Annotated in this window: 21 protein-coding genes; 7 read left to right on the plus strand and 14 right to left on the minus strand. The window is 68.6% G+C overall.

Going from position 1 to position 17,064, the window contains the following annotated elements; all coding sequences use genetic code 11:
* Positions 1-7: 7 nt before the first annotated feature.
* The 14 genes from RHODO2019_RS10765 to RHODO2019_RS10830 all read right to left on the minus strand — a co-directional run bounded on the left by RHODO2019_RS10765 (position 8) and on the right by RHODO2019_RS10830 (position 10,671).
* The gene (locus tag RHODO2019_RS10765) at positions 8-1,726 is read right to left on the minus strand and encodes a hypothetical protein (protein ID WP_265381797.1); all 1,719 of its coding nucleotides are present in this window, start codon (positions 1,724-1,726) and stop codon (positions 8-10) included.
* Between the two features lie 85 nt (positions 1,727-1,811).
* The gene (locus tag RHODO2019_RS10770) at positions 1,812-2,381 is read right to left on the minus strand and encodes a hypothetical protein (RefSeq protein WP_265381798.1); all 570 of its coding nucleotides are present in this window, start codon (positions 2,379-2,381) and stop codon (positions 1,812-1,814) included.
* Between the two features lie 17 nt (positions 2,382-2,398).
* Positions 2,399-2,668, minus strand: coding sequence for a hypothetical protein (locus RHODO2019_RS10775; RefSeq protein ID WP_265381799.1), 270 nt, complete (start codon positions 2,666-2,668; stop codon positions 2,399-2,401).
* Between the two features lie 204 nt (positions 2,669-2,872).
* A complete protein-coding gene (locus RHODO2019_RS10780) occupies positions 2,873-3,310 on the minus strand; it encodes a hypothetical protein (protein ID WP_265381800.1) in 438 nt (145 codons plus the stop codon).
* Positions 3,311-3,412: 102 nt separating this feature from the next.
* A complete protein-coding gene (gene dnaN, locus RHODO2019_RS10785; protein WP_265381801.1) occupies positions 3,413-4,606 on the minus strand; it encodes a DNA polymerase III subunit beta in 1,194 nt (397 codons plus the stop codon).
* Positions 4,607-4,717: 111 nt separating this feature from the next.
* On the minus strand, positions 4,718-5,344 hold the full coding sequence (locus tag RHODO2019_RS10790; RefSeq protein ID WP_265381802.1) for a hypothetical protein: 627 nt from the start codon (positions 5,342-5,344) through the stop codon (positions 4,718-4,720).
* Positions 5,345-5,357: 13 nt separating this feature from the next.
* Positions 5,358-5,624 (minus strand): hypothetical protein, encoded by a 267-nt coding sequence (locus tag RHODO2019_RS10795; RefSeq protein ID WP_265381803.1) that lies wholly within the window; start codon positions 5,622-5,624, stop codon positions 5,358-5,360.
* A 13-nt stretch (positions 5,625-5,637) separates the two neighbouring features.
* Positions 5,638-5,790, minus strand: a complete 153-nt coding sequence (locus RHODO2019_RS10800) for a hypothetical protein (protein WP_265381804.1) — start codon at positions 5,788-5,790, stop codon at positions 5,638-5,640.
* Positions 5,787-6,077 (minus strand): hypothetical protein, encoded by a 291-nt coding sequence (locus RHODO2019_RS10805; protein WP_265381805.1) that lies wholly within the window; start codon positions 6,075-6,077, stop codon positions 5,787-5,789. The genes RHODO2019_RS10800 and RHODO2019_RS10805 overlap by 4 nt, the downstream gene beginning before the upstream one ends.
* Positions 6,077-6,610: an antirestriction protein ArdA gene (locus RHODO2019_RS10810; RefSeq protein ID WP_265381806.1), complete on the minus strand. Its 534-nt coding sequence runs from the start codon at positions 6,608-6,610 to the stop codon at positions 6,077-6,079. Before RHODO2019_RS10810 ends, RHODO2019_RS10805 begins: the two co-directional genes overlap by 1 nt.
* Before the next feature lie 103 nt (positions 6,611-6,713).
* Positions 6,714-7,397: a hypothetical protein gene (locus RHODO2019_RS10815; RefSeq protein WP_265381807.1), complete on the minus strand. Its 684-nt coding sequence runs from the start codon at positions 7,395-7,397 to the stop codon at positions 6,714-6,716.
* Positions 7,398-7,482: 85 nt separating this feature from the next.
* Positions 7,483-8,175 (minus strand): hypothetical protein, encoded by a 693-nt coding sequence (locus RHODO2019_RS10820; protein ID WP_265381808.1) that lies wholly within the window; start codon positions 8,173-8,175, stop codon positions 7,483-7,485.
* 96 nt (positions 8,176-8,271) lie between these two features.
* Positions 8,272-8,442 carry a hypothetical protein gene (locus RHODO2019_RS10825; RefSeq protein ID WP_265381809.1) on the minus strand — a complete coding sequence of 57 codons (171 nt, stop codon included), beginning with the start codon at positions 8,440-8,442 and terminating at the stop codon, positions 8,272-8,274.
* A 2,085-nt stretch (positions 8,443-10,527) separates the two neighbouring features.
* Positions 10,528-10,671: a hypothetical protein gene (locus tag RHODO2019_RS10830; protein WP_265381810.1), complete on the minus strand. Its 144-nt coding sequence runs from the start codon at positions 10,669-10,671 to the stop codon at positions 10,528-10,530.
* A 526-nt stretch (positions 10,672-11,197) separates the two neighbouring features.
* Between RHODO2019_RS10830 and RHODO2019_RS10835 the strand changes: the two genes are divergently transcribed.
* The 7 genes from RHODO2019_RS10835 (at position 11,198) to RHODO2019_RS10865 (ending at position 17,025) form a co-directional block, all read left to right on the plus strand.
* On the plus strand, positions 11,198-11,605 hold the full coding sequence (locus RHODO2019_RS10835; RefSeq protein ID WP_265381811.1) for a phage terminase small subunit: 408 nt from the start codon (positions 11,198-11,200) through the stop codon (positions 11,603-11,605).
* Between the two features lie 25 nt (positions 11,606-11,630).
* Entirely contained in the window at positions 11,631-12,176 is a 546-nt protein-coding gene (locus RHODO2019_RS10840) for an HNH endonuclease (RefSeq protein WP_265381812.1), read from the plus strand.
* A 9-nt stretch (positions 12,177-12,185) separates the two neighbouring features.
* The gene (locus tag RHODO2019_RS10845) at positions 12,186-12,458 is read left to right on the plus strand and encodes a hypothetical protein (protein WP_265381813.1); all 273 of its coding nucleotides are present in this window, start codon (positions 12,186-12,188) and stop codon (positions 12,456-12,458) included.
* Positions 12,459-12,615: 157 nt separating this feature from the next.
* The gene (locus tag RHODO2019_RS10850) at positions 12,616-13,821 is read left to right on the plus strand and encodes a terminase large subunit domain-containing protein (RefSeq protein WP_265381814.1); all 1,206 of its coding nucleotides are present in this window, start codon (positions 12,616-12,618) and stop codon (positions 13,819-13,821) included.
* 14 nt (positions 13,822-13,835) lie between these two features.
* Positions 13,836-15,287: a phage portal protein gene (locus tag RHODO2019_RS10855; RefSeq protein ID WP_265381815.1), complete on the plus strand. Its 1,452-nt coding sequence runs from the start codon at positions 13,836-13,838 to the stop codon at positions 15,285-15,287.
* Positions 15,284-16,423: a VG15 protein gene (locus tag RHODO2019_RS10860; RefSeq protein WP_265381816.1), complete on the plus strand. Its 1,140-nt coding sequence runs from the start codon at positions 15,284-15,286 to the stop codon at positions 16,421-16,423. Before RHODO2019_RS10855 ends, RHODO2019_RS10860 begins: the two co-directional genes overlap by 4 nt.
* Entirely contained in the window at positions 16,420-17,025 is a 606-nt protein-coding gene (locus tag RHODO2019_RS10865) for a hypothetical protein (RefSeq protein ID WP_265381817.1), read from the plus strand. The genes RHODO2019_RS10860 and RHODO2019_RS10865 overlap by 4 nt, the downstream gene beginning before the upstream one ends.
* The last annotated feature ends 39 nt before the right edge of the window (positions 17,026-17,064 follow it).

A 17,064-nucleotide genomic window follows, 5' to 3' on the forward strand; every position in this document is an offset into this window, starting at 1 on the left:
AGCCATGTCAGATGCTCCCCGTGAGCAGCACCTGCGGGCCGAGGGCCGAGACGTACACCAGGCTGCCGACCGGCAGCTCGGACAGCACCACCGGGGTCACCACGGCGATCTCGTACGCGGCCAGGGGGAAGCTGTGCCCCTCCGTGCTGTAGGAGACGTCGATGTAGGTGAGTTCGGCGTTGTTCCGCCTGACCACGCACCGGTCGCCCTTCGCAAGCCCTGTCTGGTCCTTGAAGTCGTCGGTGAGGATCTCCACGACGGTGCCGGGGGTGAAGATGTCACGCGGGTTGGCCGGGGCCGGCTCGACCGCCTCGGGCTCGGTGTACAGCTCGACCACCGTGGGGTCGACGAACTGCGTGCGCGGGTAGATGTGCTCCTCGCCCTTGACGGACACCGTGATGTTGCCGGCGTAGTAGTAGGGGTCCTCGACCACCACCAGCACGGCGTCGTGGTCGGAGAAGTACACGCCCCCGCCAGTCGACGTGGTCAGCTCCTTGACGCCCGCCTTCTTGCGGACCAGGTCGCTCGCCTTGAACTCGGGCGCCGGCTCGGGCGCCAGCTCCAGCTCCTCGGGCTGGACGTACTGGCAGACGCCAGTGGCCGCGCCAGGCGTGACGTCCTGGATACGGCAGTCTCCGTCCTCGTCCTCCAGGTCGGTGATCTCGAACAGCGTGGCCGTGTCGTCGAAGTAGCAGCCGGTGAGCGGCTTGCTGTCGATGGCGCGGACCTTGTCGCCGACCTCGAAGGCCGGGGCGACGGGCTCGGGGGTGGGCTCGGGCTCGGACGCCACGCTCAGCGCGCGGCCGGCCGGCTCGTTCGGGTCGAGCACCTCGGTCAGCTCGCGGTCGGACAACCAGGAGCCGTCCCAGATCCAGGAGATGCTCGACCCGATGGACAGGTCCAGGGAGCCGAAGGCGTGGGAGCCCTCACCCTCCCGGGGCACGCCGACGTAGCGCTTGGAGCCGTCCTCCGCGCTGACGTAGCTCCAGCGGGAGCCGACCTCGGGGCACGGGGAGCCGCCCGGCAGGACGCGGACGTCGTCGATGGCGACCAGGCCCGAGCCGTGCACGGTCTGCCGCGAGCCCTTGCCCAGGCCCTCGCCGAAGCGGGTGGCGGGGCCGGTGCCGTTCTCGGCCTCCACCAGCCAGACGTCCGCGCCATGCCCGGTGCCGACGATCCGGCCCAAGGTCACGTCGTCACCGAAGTAGACGTAGCCGTTGCCGGCGGTGGAGCCACCGAGCGGACGGACCAGCTTGACCCGCTGGCCCACGGCCAACGGGGCGGGCGCCGGCACGATGTCGAACTCCGTGACGTGCACGCCCAGCTCCGTGATCTCCAGCGGTCCGTAGCGGACCACCGTGGTGGCCAGGTCCGGGGAGCAGGTGTTGCTCATGCTCCAGCCGGCGTCCTTCTTGACCCAGATGTCCTCGTCCTCGTCCACGACCCTGGAGCCCACCGGCAGGGCGTCGATGGAGTCCGCGTCGTCGAGGTCGATGTCGAGCTGGACCCGGAGGAGGCTCTGGTAGCCGATGATCTCCGTGTCGTAGAGATCTCCGTCGAACAGGCACGGGGTCTCCACGATCTTCAGACCGCCGTCGACCTCCTTGCGGAACAGGTAGTGGCCGTTACTCACGAGGGAGCCGGGCTCCAGCGCGTCGAGCTGGGCCTTCTTCTGGTAGCGGTCGCCGTGCATCTCGTAGGTGGTGGACTCGGTGGTGATGGTCATGCGTGTGTGTCTCCTCTGCTCGGGGTCATGCTTGCTCGTGCTGGGTCCAAGTTACACACTAGTCAGGGCGTGTGCAACTTGCAGGTCAGGAGGCGCGGAAGCTCTCGGCCAAGCGCGCCATGGCGATCATGGTCTCTCCGTCCGCCGGGTTGCCGGCCATGGCGAACACCAGGCGCAGCGCCTCCACGTCCACGGTCTCGCGCTCGGGGGCCGGCTCGGGCTCGGCGGGGATCAGCTCCAGGCAGTCGAGGTCGACGAGCTGGTCCGTGCCGGCGCCGTAGCTGTCGGCGCCCTGGTTGGTCCCGTCGACGGCCACCACACTCGCGCAGTCCGTGTTCACGGAGAGCACCACGGCCTCGGTCACGTCGTCGCTGAAGTAGACCGAGGACTGCTTCCCGCTCAGCGTGGGCGGGGTGACGAAGCGGACCTTGTCCCCGGCACTCAGGACAGGGGGCTCGACCTCGGTCAGGTCGGACAGGCGCATCCAGAGCCCGCGCGTGCCGTACTCGGCGTCGGCCTTGCTCCGGTAGGCACGCACGTCTCCGTCGTCGTCCGGCGTGGGCCGGGGCACGAGGTAGACGGCGTTCGGCTCGGCCTGGTCCTGGATGACCGAGCGGCAGTAGTAGGTGGTCGATCCGGTACGGAACTTCTTCATGGTGGGGGCTCCTCTGCTCAGGGGTTGGACAGGATCGCGGCGATGACCCGGACGGGCATCCCGTAGGCGTCGAACTCGATGACGACGTTCTCTCCGGCGTAGCCGGTGGCTGAGCACTGGTGGTTGCCCATGGTGCGGCAGTCCCAGCGGGGGTCGTCCTCCTCGATCTGGTGCGAGGCACTCGGGGCGGAGGCCGGCTGGATGGCGGGCTCGGAGCCTCTCGCCAGCGTCAGCACGGTCAGCACGCTCAGGACGGCGACCAGGGTGGCGGTCCTCCACTTCCTCATCAGCGTGCGGTGGGGCGCGAGGTGTCGAAGCAGCCCTGCTTGATCGCGCGGACCTGGCGACGACGGATGGTCTCGGCGCGGGCAGCGGTCTTGTTCGTTCGCATGATGTGTCCTCTCGTAGGGGGTGCCCTCTGCACCCCTCGCACCCACCCGGGGAGTCGAACCCCGGCACGATCACCGTCGTGGGTTGTGCCACTTGCACACTCACTCCATGTACACAGGGCCGGGCCGTCCGTCTGTGCCGAGGTTCCCGAACAGGGACACCTCGCCGTACGGCCGAGCCGCCTCGCTGAGCCGGTCCCCCAGCTCTCCGAGCCCTCGGTCCCAGAAGCCGGCGCCGTGCCCGCAGCGGGTCAGGTAAAAGTCGTGGCCCATCTGCTCAGACGGGGTCGCGTTGTGCCGGTCGGCCTCCAGGTACTCCTCGACGTCGTCCGAGTCCAGGTGGGCCATGAAGTCGAAGACGTCCGCCCGCGCTGCGCTCCAGACCTCCTCGGGCAGGTCGTGGATCGAGGCCACGAACTCGTCGAGCTGGACGGGGTTCAGGTCGCTCTCGGGGTGGCCCTCCGGGTGGAAGGCGTGGCCCAGCCACAGGGCTGCCACCAGGTAGTGCTCGGTCACGGTCTCGGTGTCGAGAGTGGGCATGATGTCCTCCAGTGGTGGTTACTCACGGCCGGTCGGCCTGGCGCCTGCCGGGGGACTCGAACCCCCGTGAGATCCCTTCGCAGGCCGCTTTCACTTGCACACTCAGCTCGGGATACGAACCGGCATGAGCAGGTGCCAGAACACGTCACCATCGGCGTCCACGCCGGGCTCGGTGACGACCATGGGGCGGGTCGAACGGGTGAAGCGCAGGACCACGTCGTCGGTGGCGAACGTGCCCAGCAGGTCCAGCAGGAAGCCGGGGTTGAAGCCGATGGTCAGGTCGTCGCCGACCACGCCGCACGGGATGAGCGGGGCCACGGCGCCAGTGACAGGCGGGACAGCGTGGACACCCTCCGGGGTGACCCGCAGGTGCACGCTGGCACCACGGTGGGACTCGACGGCGTCGGCCAGGCACTCGGCCTTCGTGACGGCCTTCGCCAGGTTGGCTCGGTTGACGGTCACGGTGGTGGTGACGTCGGCCGGCGCCGGGCGGAGCTGCCGGAACTTGGGGAAGTCCCCGTCCATCGCGCGGGTGGTGAAGGTGACGTCGCCGCAGGCGAAGGTGACCATCCCCGAGTCGAAGCCGATGACCAGGTGGTCGCCGACCAGGCGCTTCAGCACGGCGCCCAGCATCTTCGCTGGCACCAGCACGGACGCGGTGAAGGCGTCGACAGCGGACGTGTCGACGGAACCGACTGCCAGCCGGAAGCGGTCGGTGGTCGCCATGGTGAGTCGCCCCTCGGCCACCTCCACCTGGACCCCGGTCAGGCTGGGCACGGTGTCATCCCGTGCGGCGGCTGCGCCCACCCGGGTCGCCAGCGCGGTGAACGCTGCCCGGTCCACCACCATCTCCTGCCGGGCATCGGTGCCCACCGGAAGCATCGGGTAGTCGGCAAGGTCCAGGGGCTCCAGCGGCAGGGCGTACCCACCCACGGTGAGGATGGCACCGGCCGGGGTCCCCGTCATGGTGAACCGGAGCCGGTCGGCATCGGCCTTCTTCTCGCCCTTCGCGACGGCAGCCACCAGGCCGGTGACCTGCGCGTGGGACAGCAGGAGCGTGCCATCGGCGTGGCCCACGTCGCGCAGCACCACACGGGCCGAGGTCTCGTAGTCGAAGCCGGAGATGGTCAGGTCCCCGTCTGTCACGCTGAACAGGGCACCGCCCAGCACAGGGACGGCGGGGCGCTTGCCGATGGCGACACCGACCGTGGTCAGGGCTGCCACCAGCTCGGGCCGGGTGGCGGTGAACGCCAGGCTGGTCACGGTGGTGGTGGGGGCGGCGAGGGTGGCGGTCATGGTTCCTCCAGGTGGGGTGGTGCAAGGCCGGTCGGCCTAGCGCCTGCCGGGGGACTCGAACCCCCGTTGCTACCCTTCGCAGGCTACTCACACTTGCACAGACAGTGCAACTTACACGGCCGACGCGAAGGTCAGCTGCCCGAACCTCGGTGCCACGTCGTCCTCCACGGCGCCGGCCAGCATGTCGCGGGCCTCGACCAGGGCGTAGGGGAGTCCGATGAAGCCCCAGCAGGACTCCACCTCGACGTAGTCGCTGGGCTCGTCGACGTCGTCATCCCAGGTGGTGGCGTGCTCCACCACGATCCCGTACACGTCGCCCTCGGCCCAGCTCCGGTACTCCCCGGCCACTGCGACCAGGTAGGCGTCGCGCTCGGCCAGGGTGGTGGGGTACTGGGTCACCTCTGCGAGTCGGGCGTCATCCTCGACCCAGAGAAGGTCAGGGCCGGAACGGTGCGGGCTGGACATGGTGAGCGCTCGGCGCCCCTCGACCAGCCACAGGTAGCGCGGCAGGCTGTCGCGGTCCATCCCCCGACCGACTGCGCCACCCAGGGTGCTGGACAGGTCCTCGTCACGGTCCAGGCTGTCGTAGACGTACTCCCCCACCCGGCCGTCGAACTCCACCGTGTACAGCCACACGCCCGTGTCACCGTCACGCGGGCTCATCGGGTCGTCGTCGTACACCAGGCGGGCTCGGAAGCGGGAGTCCTCGGAGTAGATGGTCTCAGCGGTGTCGCTCATGTCGTGCTCTCTCTCAGCTCGTACGGGTCAGCAGGTCGCGGAGTGCGCCTGCCAGGTCGTGTGCGGAGTCCTTCATGGCGTCGTCGTGGGCCTCCCACTCGCCCGGGGTGAGGTCGACGTACCCCATCGGTGCCTCCTCCAGCGCGTCCTCCAGGTTCTTCTCGTGCCGGGCCACCGCCTCGTCGTAGGCAGTCAGGGCCTCGACGGCGCTCTCCCGGGAGAACAGGGCTCCCCACTGCTCGGCAGCGGTCGTGCTCGGGGTGTCGGTCTCGTTGCTCATGTCGGTCTCTCTCTCAGGTGAGGTCGGCGCCGCACTCGTCGCAGGTGCGGTCGTCGGTGGTGAGGTGCGGCTCGTTGCCGCCGGGCGAGGACGGGCACCCGGCCGTGTCGCAGGCGGGGTGGTGCTCCCCGCCGTAGCCACACTCCGTGCACGGCTCGGCGCTCATGCCAGAGCCCGCAGGGTGGCGACGTAGGCGCCGTGCATCACGGTCGTCAGGACCATGTTCAGGTGGTCCCACTCCTCGGCCTCGGCGACATAGTCTGGCCAGGAGACGTACTCGTGCTGCTCCAGCATCTCCCCGGCCCAGGAGTCGTGACGGTTCTCGAAGGGGTTCCACTCGGGCCAGTCCTCGTCCGGGTCGGACGCGCTGTTGAACAGGTAGTCGAGGGCGACAGCCGCGCCGTGCTGGGCAGCGGCCATGATCGCGGGGTCGGGGATCGTCTGCTCGTCCATCACAGGGACCGGAAGACGTAGATGGACAGGCCGGGGGCGTCCACGCTGTACAGGTCTCCGCCGATGAAGGCGTCACGACCGAACGCCTCCATGTCGAAGTAGGAGGTCACCTCGTCGGGCAGACCGTGGAGCATCCCGGTGCTCTCGACGTACTCCCCCGCCCAGTCGGCCGGGCTGTCGAAGACACCTTCGTAGCACTCGCGGAAGTCCGACACGGTGGACTCGTCGACCTCGGCCGAGCCCTGGTAGGACAGGTAGGCGGCGAACGGGTCGCACTCGAAGTCCTCCACGTCGGCCAGCACCTCGGCCAGCCGGTCCGCGTCGCCCGGGGCGCACTCACCCTTCAGCGCTCCGCCGAACCCCTCGTGGTCCATCACCCACAGTTCCTCGCAGGAGGTGTGCAGGCGACGGGGGGAGCCGGCGTGCACCTGGGCCAGGTCGATCTCACCAGCGCCGAGCGCGTCGAACCACTCGCCGACCAGGGCGCCATCGTTGTAGCAGGCGAGACAGCCGATCCAGACCTTCGGGTCCATGGTGTTCTCCTCCGTCGTGGTGTGCGCTCTGCACACCTAGCACCCGCCCAGGGACTCGAACCCTGGTGACATCCCATCGCGGGCTCCGCTCTCACTTGCACACTCAGGCGTAGAAGCCCGTCACCTCCGCGTCCTCGCTCCAGTCCTGCGCGTTGGTCGTGACGTAGTAGTCGATGACCCGTCCACCCACGGTGGCCTGGAGGACATCCCGCAAGGTCCGAACGTGCTCCCGGGTCGGCCGTCCGCGCACCGGGTCGACCGTCACCCTCACCAGGACGTGCACGGGCTCGTCCGGCTCCAGGGCCTCGCCCCAGGTCACGAACGAGTCACCGTCCGTGAAGGCCAGGGGGAAGTCCCGCACCCTCTCCACGATCTCGCGCTGCTCGGCACCGTGCACCGGGAGCACTCCCAGGTGGATGCAGAGGTCCGCACCGTCCAGCCACTTGTCCCCGGGCAGCATGTCGTCCTCCAGCTTGTCCAGGAACAGTCCCCCGCGCTCCCCGTCCTCCACGAACGCCCACCCCTCGGGGGCGATGTGCTCGGACATCCACTCGACCGCGCTGCGGGAGGCGTCGGCCAGGTACTCGGGGCTCACGTCGGAGTCCCAGCGGTAGTCCGCCATGGCCTCCAGGTCGGAGAAGTCGTCCGGGAACCATCCACGGTCCAGGGCCAGCCCGATGATGTGCAGGTCGACCGCGTCGCTCGGACGGGTCGAGTAGTCCACCCAGCATCCCGCCTGGCACGCCGCGTCGATCTCCGTCATGCGCTCCACCACGATCGTGCCCATGTGTCCCTCTCCTGGGGTGCTACCTGCACCCCTAGCGCCTGCCCAGGGACTCGAACCCTGGTGACTGCCCATCGCAGGCTCTCACTTACACACGCACCCCGATCGACCGGACCTCGGCGATCTTGCGGGGGAGGGTGCCGAACCGGAAGAAGCCACCCACGGCCGTCTCGACCTGCCAGTAGGCCCCGTAGTGGGAGCGCTCGTCCCAGTCCATGTGAGCGTCCAGGTAGTCGTCCGTGATGTCGTCGTCCACGGCGTCCACCACGTCCTCGTCGTCCGTGATCTCACGGAGGGCGTCCAGCACCTCGGCACGGAGGTCGGCCCGGCCGTAGGACTCCCAGTCCTCGCGCTCCAGGTCGGACTCCAGGTCCGACAGGTCGGACTCGTCGTAGACGGGGTAGTCGTCGGCGATCGAGCGCAGGGCGTCGGCCAGGTGCTCGGGGATCTCCAGCGTGGCCGGGACCAGCAGCACGGAGTAGTCGTAGGACTCGGTCATCTCCACGAACACCTCGGGGAAGTCCTCCAGCAGACGACGGTTGTTTGACCGTGTGTAGGAACTCCCGGCGTAGTCACCCCAGGACGTGTCCCGCACCTGGAGGTACAGGGGACCCACGGGGACCTCGCCGATGGTCCGGCGGTAGTCGTCGGTCTGCATCATCGCGGTGAACCCGTAGGACGTCCGGTCACCCGGCTCGGGGGCGTCATCGTCGCCCCTCCACTCCAGCACGTTGAACCCGTGGTGGCCGATCAAGTCCGCTGCAAGGCAGGTGTCCGCCATGAGAGCTCTCCTCCGTCGTGGTGGGTACTCAGGACCCACCTAGCGCCCACCCAGGGACTCGAACCCTGGTGACTTCCCTTCGTGGGCTCACCTCGGCTACTGCAAGCCGACCTGCACCGGCAGGAACACGCCGGTCATCACTCCAGCGATCATGGAGCCCGCGATCTCACGGCTCCGCTGGCAGTACCCCGGGGCGAACCCGAGACCCATCGTCCGGGACCCCTCCAGGGCGGAGCCGTCCACGTTCCGCTTCAACAAGTCGACCATGTCGATCTCCTCTACTCACACGTTACACACAGTGTGCAACGGTTGCGGCTGGAGCCCCGTTCGAGGGTAGGCACATCTCTGCCCGCTCCAGCCTCCCCCCACACTCAGGAGGGGGGTGACGTTGTGTCGTGCTGCCTGTTCCCGGTGCTAGACGGGAATGGCTTCGGGACATGGTCCCGCTTACGGCAGCCCTTCGGTTTATGCGCTAGGCCGATCCTCCTCCTCCCCGGGACATGTCACCGGGGGGTGCTGGTGACCGCAAACCGCTAGCGCCTGTCCAGACGTACCGCGTGCTATGGAGTTCTCAAAGTGCTCGTGCAGGGCCGGGGCCTTCACGTCGGGTCCCTCCCCCTTGGGGGTGACTTCCGGCTGCCCGTTTGCTGTTTCACAACTTACACACGATCTCCAGAGAATGTCAACCCAGCCCGTAGGACCGGCCGTATGGCCGTTCCCACCCGTTGCGGCTTCCTAGTGGCCGCGCCCCATCCGTCCCCCCGCAACCAGCAGGGATGACGTTCGGCGTGACCGGGCGGAAGCCCGGTGTGTGAGTTGACGCTCTGGAGTTCTCAAGGATCACGTCATCCGGGGTGCTGGTGGCCGGTGTGGCTGGCCGCTGCCCTGGTGACAAGAACCAAGTTACACACGGGGTGGGCCGATGGCAAATCGGGGCCGGGCTGGAGCCGTTCCCGCTGGTGGTGGCGCCGGGCTGGAGCCGATCCCCTGGCGCCCTGGTGGCCGATGGGCACGGGCTGGAGCCGATCCCCTGGCGCCCTGGTGGCCGATGGGCACGGGCTGGAGCCGATCCCCTGGCGCCGGGCTGGAGCCGATCCCCTGGTGCACGGGCTGGAGCCGATCCCCTGGCGCCGGGCTGGAGCCGATCCCTGGTGCCGGGCTGGAGCCGATCCCTGGTGCCGGGCTGGAGCCGATCCCTGGTGCACGGGCTGGCGCTCCCCTGGTGCGCTCCCCTCCCCTGGTGGCTCCCCTGGCGCTCCCCTGGTGGCGCGCTGGAGCCGATCCCTGGCGCCCTGGTGGTCGCCCTGGTGGCGCGATGGGCACGGGCTGGAGCCGATCCCTGGTGCGAACGAGTAGCAGCTTCACCCATAAGCGCTGGTCACGGGCTCGGGCTCCGATGGTCCGCCGATAATCTGGCAACGGGCTGGAGCCGATCCCTGGTGCAGCCGGCGGCTGGCGGCTGGCGGGCTGGCGGCTGGCGGGCTGGCGGGCTGGCGGCTGGCGCTGGCGGGCTGGCGGGCTGGCGGGCTGGCGCTGGCGGGCTGGCGCTGGCGGCTGGCGCTGGCGCTGGCGCGCGCTTCCCGCTGCGCTGGCTCTGCCGCTGGCGCTGCGCTGGCGCCCGCCGGTATGTCCCTGGCCGACCGCCCCTCGCGCCGCTCTCCGTGGCTCTCAGGCAGGCGTGCCAGCGTTCCCGCTGGTGGGGTGGGGGGTGGACCCCCTGCGCCTGGAGCGGGCCACCGCCATGTCTTAGCAGCTAAGATCCTGCCACGGTTGCAGGGTCGATCTGGGGGGTCGCAGGCAGCCAGCTCGGGAGGCAGCGGCAAGGTCGACGTGCCGGCCGCGGAGCGCCGAGGAGCCCCCCGAGTCAGGTCTCCGCCGAGGCCCAGACGTCTAGCAGTCTGGAGCTAGGGCTAGCGGGGCCGGAGGCCCCTCAGAGCTCCACCAGATGACGTAGCCCTTCGCCGATGCCACCTCGTCCGGTGGGGCCGGAGGCCCCTAAACGCGCTGGTCAAGAGCTAGAGCTAGGTCTGTCTGTGAACTGGCTCACAGAGCAGAATAATCCCTCCGCCTGAACCCCTAGTAAGAGATAGAGCTAGCCGCTAGCCAGTAAGCGTTAGAGCGTCTGTGGGGTAAGAGAGCCAGCCCCAACCACTGACTCCTAGCTTCATCGAGTCTGTGGGTTGGAGAAGCCAGCCCCAACTCCTAGACGCCTTACCGCTAGAGCTAGGCAGCTCTCCAAGCAGCCCCGGGTCGGCGCGAGTCCTCCTCTCCTCGCAGACGTCGTCGGGGCACTTCTCAGTCCACGTCGGAAGGGGTTCCCTCATGCCCCAGTGGGCCGGTTCAGACCGGCGTTCACGCCTCCCGGCCGACTGGCCCCGCATCCGTCAGCGCGTCTTCAAGCGCGACGGCCGGCAGTGCACCCATCGAGAAGTCGATGGCGAGCGCTGCGTGGAGCGGGCCACCGACGTGGACCACATTCTTCCTGGCGATGACCACAGCGAGTCCAATCTGAGATCACTCTGCTCGTGGCATCACCGCCAGAAGTCCTCTGGAGAGGGCGGCGCAGCTAAGGCCGTCATCTGGAAAAGGAACAACCGGCGCTTCAGGCGCACCGAGGCCCACCCCGGTGCAATTCAGCCTATTTACCACACGCCGCCCGTGCGCTAGCCAACTCGGACACCTTCGCCGCGTAGACGCTGGTTGAATTCGCCTGCGCTTGCGCTTGAAATTGAGGAGCAGACGGCGCAATAGCCCCGGGTCCACGGTCCACCGCCTTCTGGAGATCGGGTATCCGCGCGCAAGCCGCAGAGTTCGACGAACCGCCGGCAAGCGCCGAGACGGCGGCATAGCCGCCAGCTCCGATGGCAATACCCACTACGAGAACTAGGGCCAAAGGCAACCACTGTGGTCCCGGCCGTTTCGCGCCCACACCCTGCTCGCTCACTTGTTCTCCCCTATTGATCATTTCGAGAAGTATACAGCGACGGTTCCAAACCCCAAGGAGGTGACCATGCCAGGCCCCATGCCAGGCCGAGAGGCCGAGCTTGCGCGCCCCCGCTCCCGCAAGGGCAGCGACCAGCCGGCCGTCACCAAGGGTGTCCTGCGCCCCACTAGCCAGCCCGAGCCCGACGAGGGCTGGCACCCCATCGCCACGACCCTCTACGAGTCCCTGGGCAGCTCCGGCCAGGCCGACTGGTACCAGGACAGCGACTGGGCCTTCGCCTTCTCGCTGTGCGACGACCTGAGCTACTACAAGCGGGCCACCAAGCGCAGCGGCCAGATGCTCCAGACCATCTACAGCGCCTTCGAGCGGCTCCTCGTCACCGAGGGCGACCGTCGTCGCGTCCGCATCGAGCTGCACGAGCCCGAGGAGAAGTCCGATGCGGCCGTCATCGCCATCGCTGACTACCAACGCGATCTCGGTGTGTAAGTCGGCCTCTGATAGGGTCGCCGTCATGGACAGGGCGTGTGAAAGTTGTGGAGGCGACCTGGCGCACAAGCGCCGGGACGCCCGCTTCTGCAACCGCACCTGCAAGATGGCCTACTGGCACCAGCTGAACCGCACCAGCCCTGAGGGCAAGGCGTCGGAGCGTGCGCGCAACCTCGCTAGGTACGCCCGCGAGGCTGAGTCCCGCAAGGCCGGCGCTCTCGCCTACTACTGGGAGAACCAGCAGGTCCACGTCGAGTATTCGCGCCAGTGGCGGGCGGACAACCCTCATCGTCGGCGGGAACAGTACGACCGGCGAGCCGACCTCATCCTCAACAACCCCGGCTTCGTAGCCTTCGGCGCGAAGGAGTGGGGGGCGCTGAAGCGCCAGTACGACCACCGCTGCGCCTACTGCGGAACCCGTCCCGAGAAACTGGAGATGGACCACGTCATCCCGGTCACGCGGGGCGGCAGGCACGCCATCGCCAACATCCTCCCCTCCTGCCCGGCCTGCAACAGGTCCAAATTCAACTACCTCCTGAGTGAATGGAGGCTGCGACAGTCGAGGAGGTGATTACACCCTTTGACCACGACAGAGATCGACTACAACGAGCTGGAGCCCATCTTCATCGGCCCCACCTGGCAGCGCTCCGACGACGGCGCCTGGCTGCTCCCCGAGTGCACCCTCGGCTGGCAGATTGCCGGCTGGTGCGCGGAGTGGCTGACCGGCGAAGACGGCAAGCCCTGGAAGTTCACGCGCGAGCAGCTTCGTTTCGTTCTCTGGTGGTACGCCATCGACTCCACTGGACGCTTCGTCCACCGGACCGGCGTGCTACAGCGGCTCAAAGGGTGGTAGCTGAGGCAAAGATCCCCTTCTCGCGGTCCTGTGCTTGGTCGAACTCCTCGGCCCGTCACGGTTCTCGCACTGGGAGGGAAAAGCCCCAGTAGGTAGCCCCCACCCGCAAGCCTGGGTCCAGGTCACCGCCGTCAACCAGTCCCAGACCACCAACACCATGTCGCTCATCCCCTCGCTCATGTCGGACGCCTTCAAGACGGCCTTCGACGTGAAGGACGGCGCCGAGCTGATCCGGGCCAAGGGTGGCCGCGTCCGCCTGGAGGCCGTCACCAGCTCGTTCCGCGCCCTGGAGGGCAAGCGGACGACGTTCACGCTGCTGAACGAGACCCACCACTGGATCAAGGGCAACAACGGCCACCAGATGTACGAGACGATCGACGGCAACGCGACGAAGAAGGACTCGCGCTACCTGGCGATCACCAACGCCTACCTGCCCGGCGAGGACAGCGTCGCCGAGCGCATGAGGGAGACCTACAACAAGATCGTCGAGGGGCGCGCCGTCGAGATCGGCCTCCTCTACGACTCCCTCGAAGCGCACCCGGCCACGCCGCTCACGCCCGAGGCCCTCGCGGTCGTCCTGCCCAAGATCCGCGGCGACGCCGTGTGGCTCCGGGTCGAGACCATCATCCAGTCCATCCAGAACACCCAGATCAGCCCCTCGCGCTCCCGGCGCATGTGGCTGAACCAGATCGTCGCCGAGGAAGACGCCCTGTTCGGCCCTGCCGACTGGGACGCCATCGCTGACGTGGACGCCCAGCTCGACCCGGGCGACGAGATCGTGCTCGGCTTCGACGGCGGCAAGTCCGACGACACCACGGCGCTCATCGCGCTGCGGGTCGTGGACATGACTGCCTTCGTACTCGGCGCCTGGGAGAAGCCAGACGGCCCGCAGGGCGAGGACTGGGAGGTCAACCGCGCAGCGGTCGACACGGCCGTGCACGACGCCTTCAAGAACTTCGAGGTGTCCGGCTTCTACGCCGACGTCGCGCTCTGGGAGAGCTACATCGCCGAGTGGTCTGCGGACTACGGCGAGCAGCTCGCGGTCAAGGCCGACAGCCGCAACGCGATCGCCTGGGACATGCGCCAGGGCAAGGAGAAGGTCACCCAGGCCAACGAGCGCCTGGTCCAGACCATCCTCGACCAGAAGCTCGCCCACGACGGCGACCTGACCCTCCGCCGGCACGTCCTGAACGTGCGGCGGCGCACCAACAACTACGGCGTGAGCTTCGGCAAGGAGTCGCGCGAGTCCCCTCGCAAGGTTGACCTCTACGCCGCCCTCATGCTCGCGCACGAGGCGCTGCACGACCTGCGTACGCGCGGGAAGAAGCCCAAGAAGCAGACGCGACGCGGGTACTTCCTCTAGGAAGGAGTGTAAGTGTGACCACGTCACCCCAGGCCCTCGCAGGCCAGCTTCTCGGCATCCTCGACAAGGACGCCGAGCGGCTCAGCATCATCGACCGCTACTCGCGTGGCGACCACGACGACCCGTACATCCCCGACCTGGCGGATGACGAGTACCGGCTGCTCGCCCGCCGGTCGGTCTCGAACTGGCTGCCCCTGCTCATCGGCACGCCGGCCCAGGCGCTCTACGTCGACAGCTACCGCCCCTCGCGGAAGCCGGCCGAGACCAACGCCGAGCCGTCCGAGCCGTCCGCGAGCTGGAAGCACTGGCAGTACAGCCGGCTCGACGCCCGCCAGGCTGCCGTCTACCGGGGCGCGCTGACCTTCGGCCACTCCTTCACCGTCACCGAGCGTGACGCCAAGGGCAAGGTCACCACCAAGGGCCTCTCGGCCCTGCGGACCGCTGCCCTGTACGAGGACGCGGCCAACGACGACGACGCCTACGCCGCGCTCACCGTCACCAAGAAGCCCCACGGCGAGAAGGGGCGAGGCCAGGCCCGGCTCTGGGACGCCAAGCGCGTCTACAAGCTCACCTACCTGTCGCTGACCGACCCCACGACCATCCGGGTGGACGCCGGCAAGCTCCACGGCAACGCCGAGTGCCCCGTCACCCGCTTCGCGGCTGCGGTGGACCTCGACGGCCGCACAAGCGGCGTGGTCGAGCCCATGATCCCGCTCCAGGACCGCATCAACCAGACCATCTTCGACCTGCTGGTGGCCCAGACCTACGGCTCGTTCAAGGTCCGCTGGGCGACCGGCATGGCCCCGCCGATCATCCGTGACGAGGAGGGCGAGGCCGTTCTCGACGTTGACGGCCAGCCCCAGCCCCTGCCGATCAACCTGAACGCCAAGCGCTTCCTGTTCGGCGAGGACGACACGGTCAACTTCGGCACCCTGGACGAGACCCCGCTGGGCGGCTACATCGAGTCCATCGACATGAGCATCCGCCACCTGGGCGCCATCTCGCAGACACCCCCGCACTACCTGCTCGGCCAGATCGCCAACCTCTCCGCTGAAGCTCTCACCGCCGCCGAGACCGCACTGGCTCGCAAGGTGGAGGAGTTCAAGCACGTCTTCGGCGAGGCATGGGAGCGCGTCTTCCGCCTCGCCGCGCAGCTCGACGGGAACACCGCCGACGCTGAGGACTTCGAGGGCGAGGTCTACTGGCGGGACATGGAGGGGCGCAGCCTCGCCCAGACCGCTGACGGTCTCGGCAAGCTGGCCGAGTCGCTGGGCATCCCCAAGCGCGGCCTCTGGCGCCGTGTCCCCCAGATCACCCAGGGCGAGATCGACGAGTGGGGCGACATGCTGGAGCAGGACCGGCCCGAGGTCGCCATGTCCGGCGCCCTACGACGTGCCGGCGCTGCCAACCAGCCGGCCCCGGTTGCACCCGTCGTGGCTGCCCCTGAGCAGCCCCCTGCGGCGTGACCAGCCCGGTCCCCGCCTACTCCACTGAAGCAGCCTCAGCGGCCTACCTGGCGGCTCTGACGTCCATCGGCGTCGGGACCATCGAGGAGGCCCTGGCGCTGTGGCAGGAGGTCCCGGTCACTCGCATCGAGGAGACCCGGGACACCTGGCTGGAGAAGGCCATCGCCATGATCCTCAGCCGGCGCTCCATGAGCCGGGACCTGGGTGTCGCCTACTACCGGCTCATGCGAGCCCTCACCACCGGCCGCACCACGCCGGACCCCCGCGAGCCCGAGAAGCGCTACGTCACCATGGCGGAGCTCCGCTCGGAGTTCTCCCGGCTCACGGACAAGGCCAGCGCCGGCCCCCAGCGCGACGCTGCCGGCCCCGCAGAGCCTTCCCGGAACGACTCCACCCCAGCACCGCAGAAGCCCTCTCAGCCCCCTCGGCCCGAGCCGGCCCAGCCCAAGCCCGACCAGGTGTCGAGCGACGCAGAGGCCGACCGCATCCTCGTCGAGGAGCTGGAGGGCATCACCGCTGCGGGTGACGCGGAGGAAGCCCGGCTCGAACGCGAAGCCGAGGAAGAAGCCCGACTGGTCCTGGAGACCCTCGGGCCGGACAACCTCAGCCGCAACCTCGACGAGCTGGACAACACCGCACCCGCCTCAGAAGTCGACCAGGCCCGCGAGGCGCTGCACGTCACGTCGGGCAACCGGCAGGCGGCGGCAGCCGCACGGGTCGTCAAGGACGGCGCCAGGGGCACGGTCTGGTCCCACGGGGAGCGCGACAAGCGCTACCTCGGATACGCGCGCATCTCCACCTCAGGAACCCCCTGCGGCTGGTGCGCGATGCTCATTTCTCGCGGCGCTGTCTACCGCTCGGCGAAGTCGGCCACCGCCACCTTCGACGACGGCGACAAGTACCACGACAACTGCTACTGCGTCGCGGTTCCGATCTTCTCCCGCGAGCAGTACGCCGGCCCCGAGTTCGCTCTGAACCGCCGGTACTCCGAGCTGTGGCCGCAAGTGACCCGAGGGCTTTCTGGCAAAGCCGCGGTGTCCGCGTGGCGACGCTTCATCCGCGCCGAGCAAGCCGCTCAGCGTCGTGCTCGCCCAGGTGGCGACGCACCCCGCACACCGAACGTCCAGGAGGCGTGATCTTGAAGCTCATCGACACCGACCAGTCCCTCATCGACTCCATCTTCGCCCGGCGCCGAGCACTGCACGGCGACCTGCGCATGGAAGACCCCGGCACCCCCGTCGTCGACCCCGCCGTTCCGGCCGTCGAGCCCGTCGAGGGTGATCCCAAGGAGGACCCGGCCGAGCCCGTCGAGGACGAGCCCAAGGTCAAGCCCGAGGACGAGCTGCCCGACTGGGCCAAGTCCGAGCTGACCAAGGTGCGCGGCGAGGCGGCGAACTACCGCACTCGCCTGCGGGAGGTCGAGAAGAAGCTCACCGAGGCGAAGACGCCCGAGGAGCACGCTGCCGCCCTCCAGGAGTTCCAGGACAAGAACGCCACCCTGGAGCGCTCGCTGATCGTCAACTCCGTCGCCCGCAAGCACGACCTGCCCGACGCTCTCGCTGCGCGCCTGAACGGCAGCACCGAGGCCGAGCTGGAGGCGGACGCGAAGGAGCTGGCGAAGCTGCTCGCTCCCACCGCACCCGCCGACCTTCGAGGCGGTCTCGACCCGGACGACGAGGACACCGACTCGTCCGACCCCCGCGCGATGGCGAAGCGCTACGGCGGTCGTCGCCGCTAGTTCTACCCCCGCGCCACCAACCACTGAAAGCCCCTGTGC

Origin of the sequence: Rhodococcus antarcticus (assembly GCF_026153295.1) — a bacterium.
Lineage (GTDB): Bacteria > Actinomycetota > Actinomycetes > Mycobacteriales > Mycobacteriaceae > Rhodococcus_D > Rhodococcus_D antarcticus.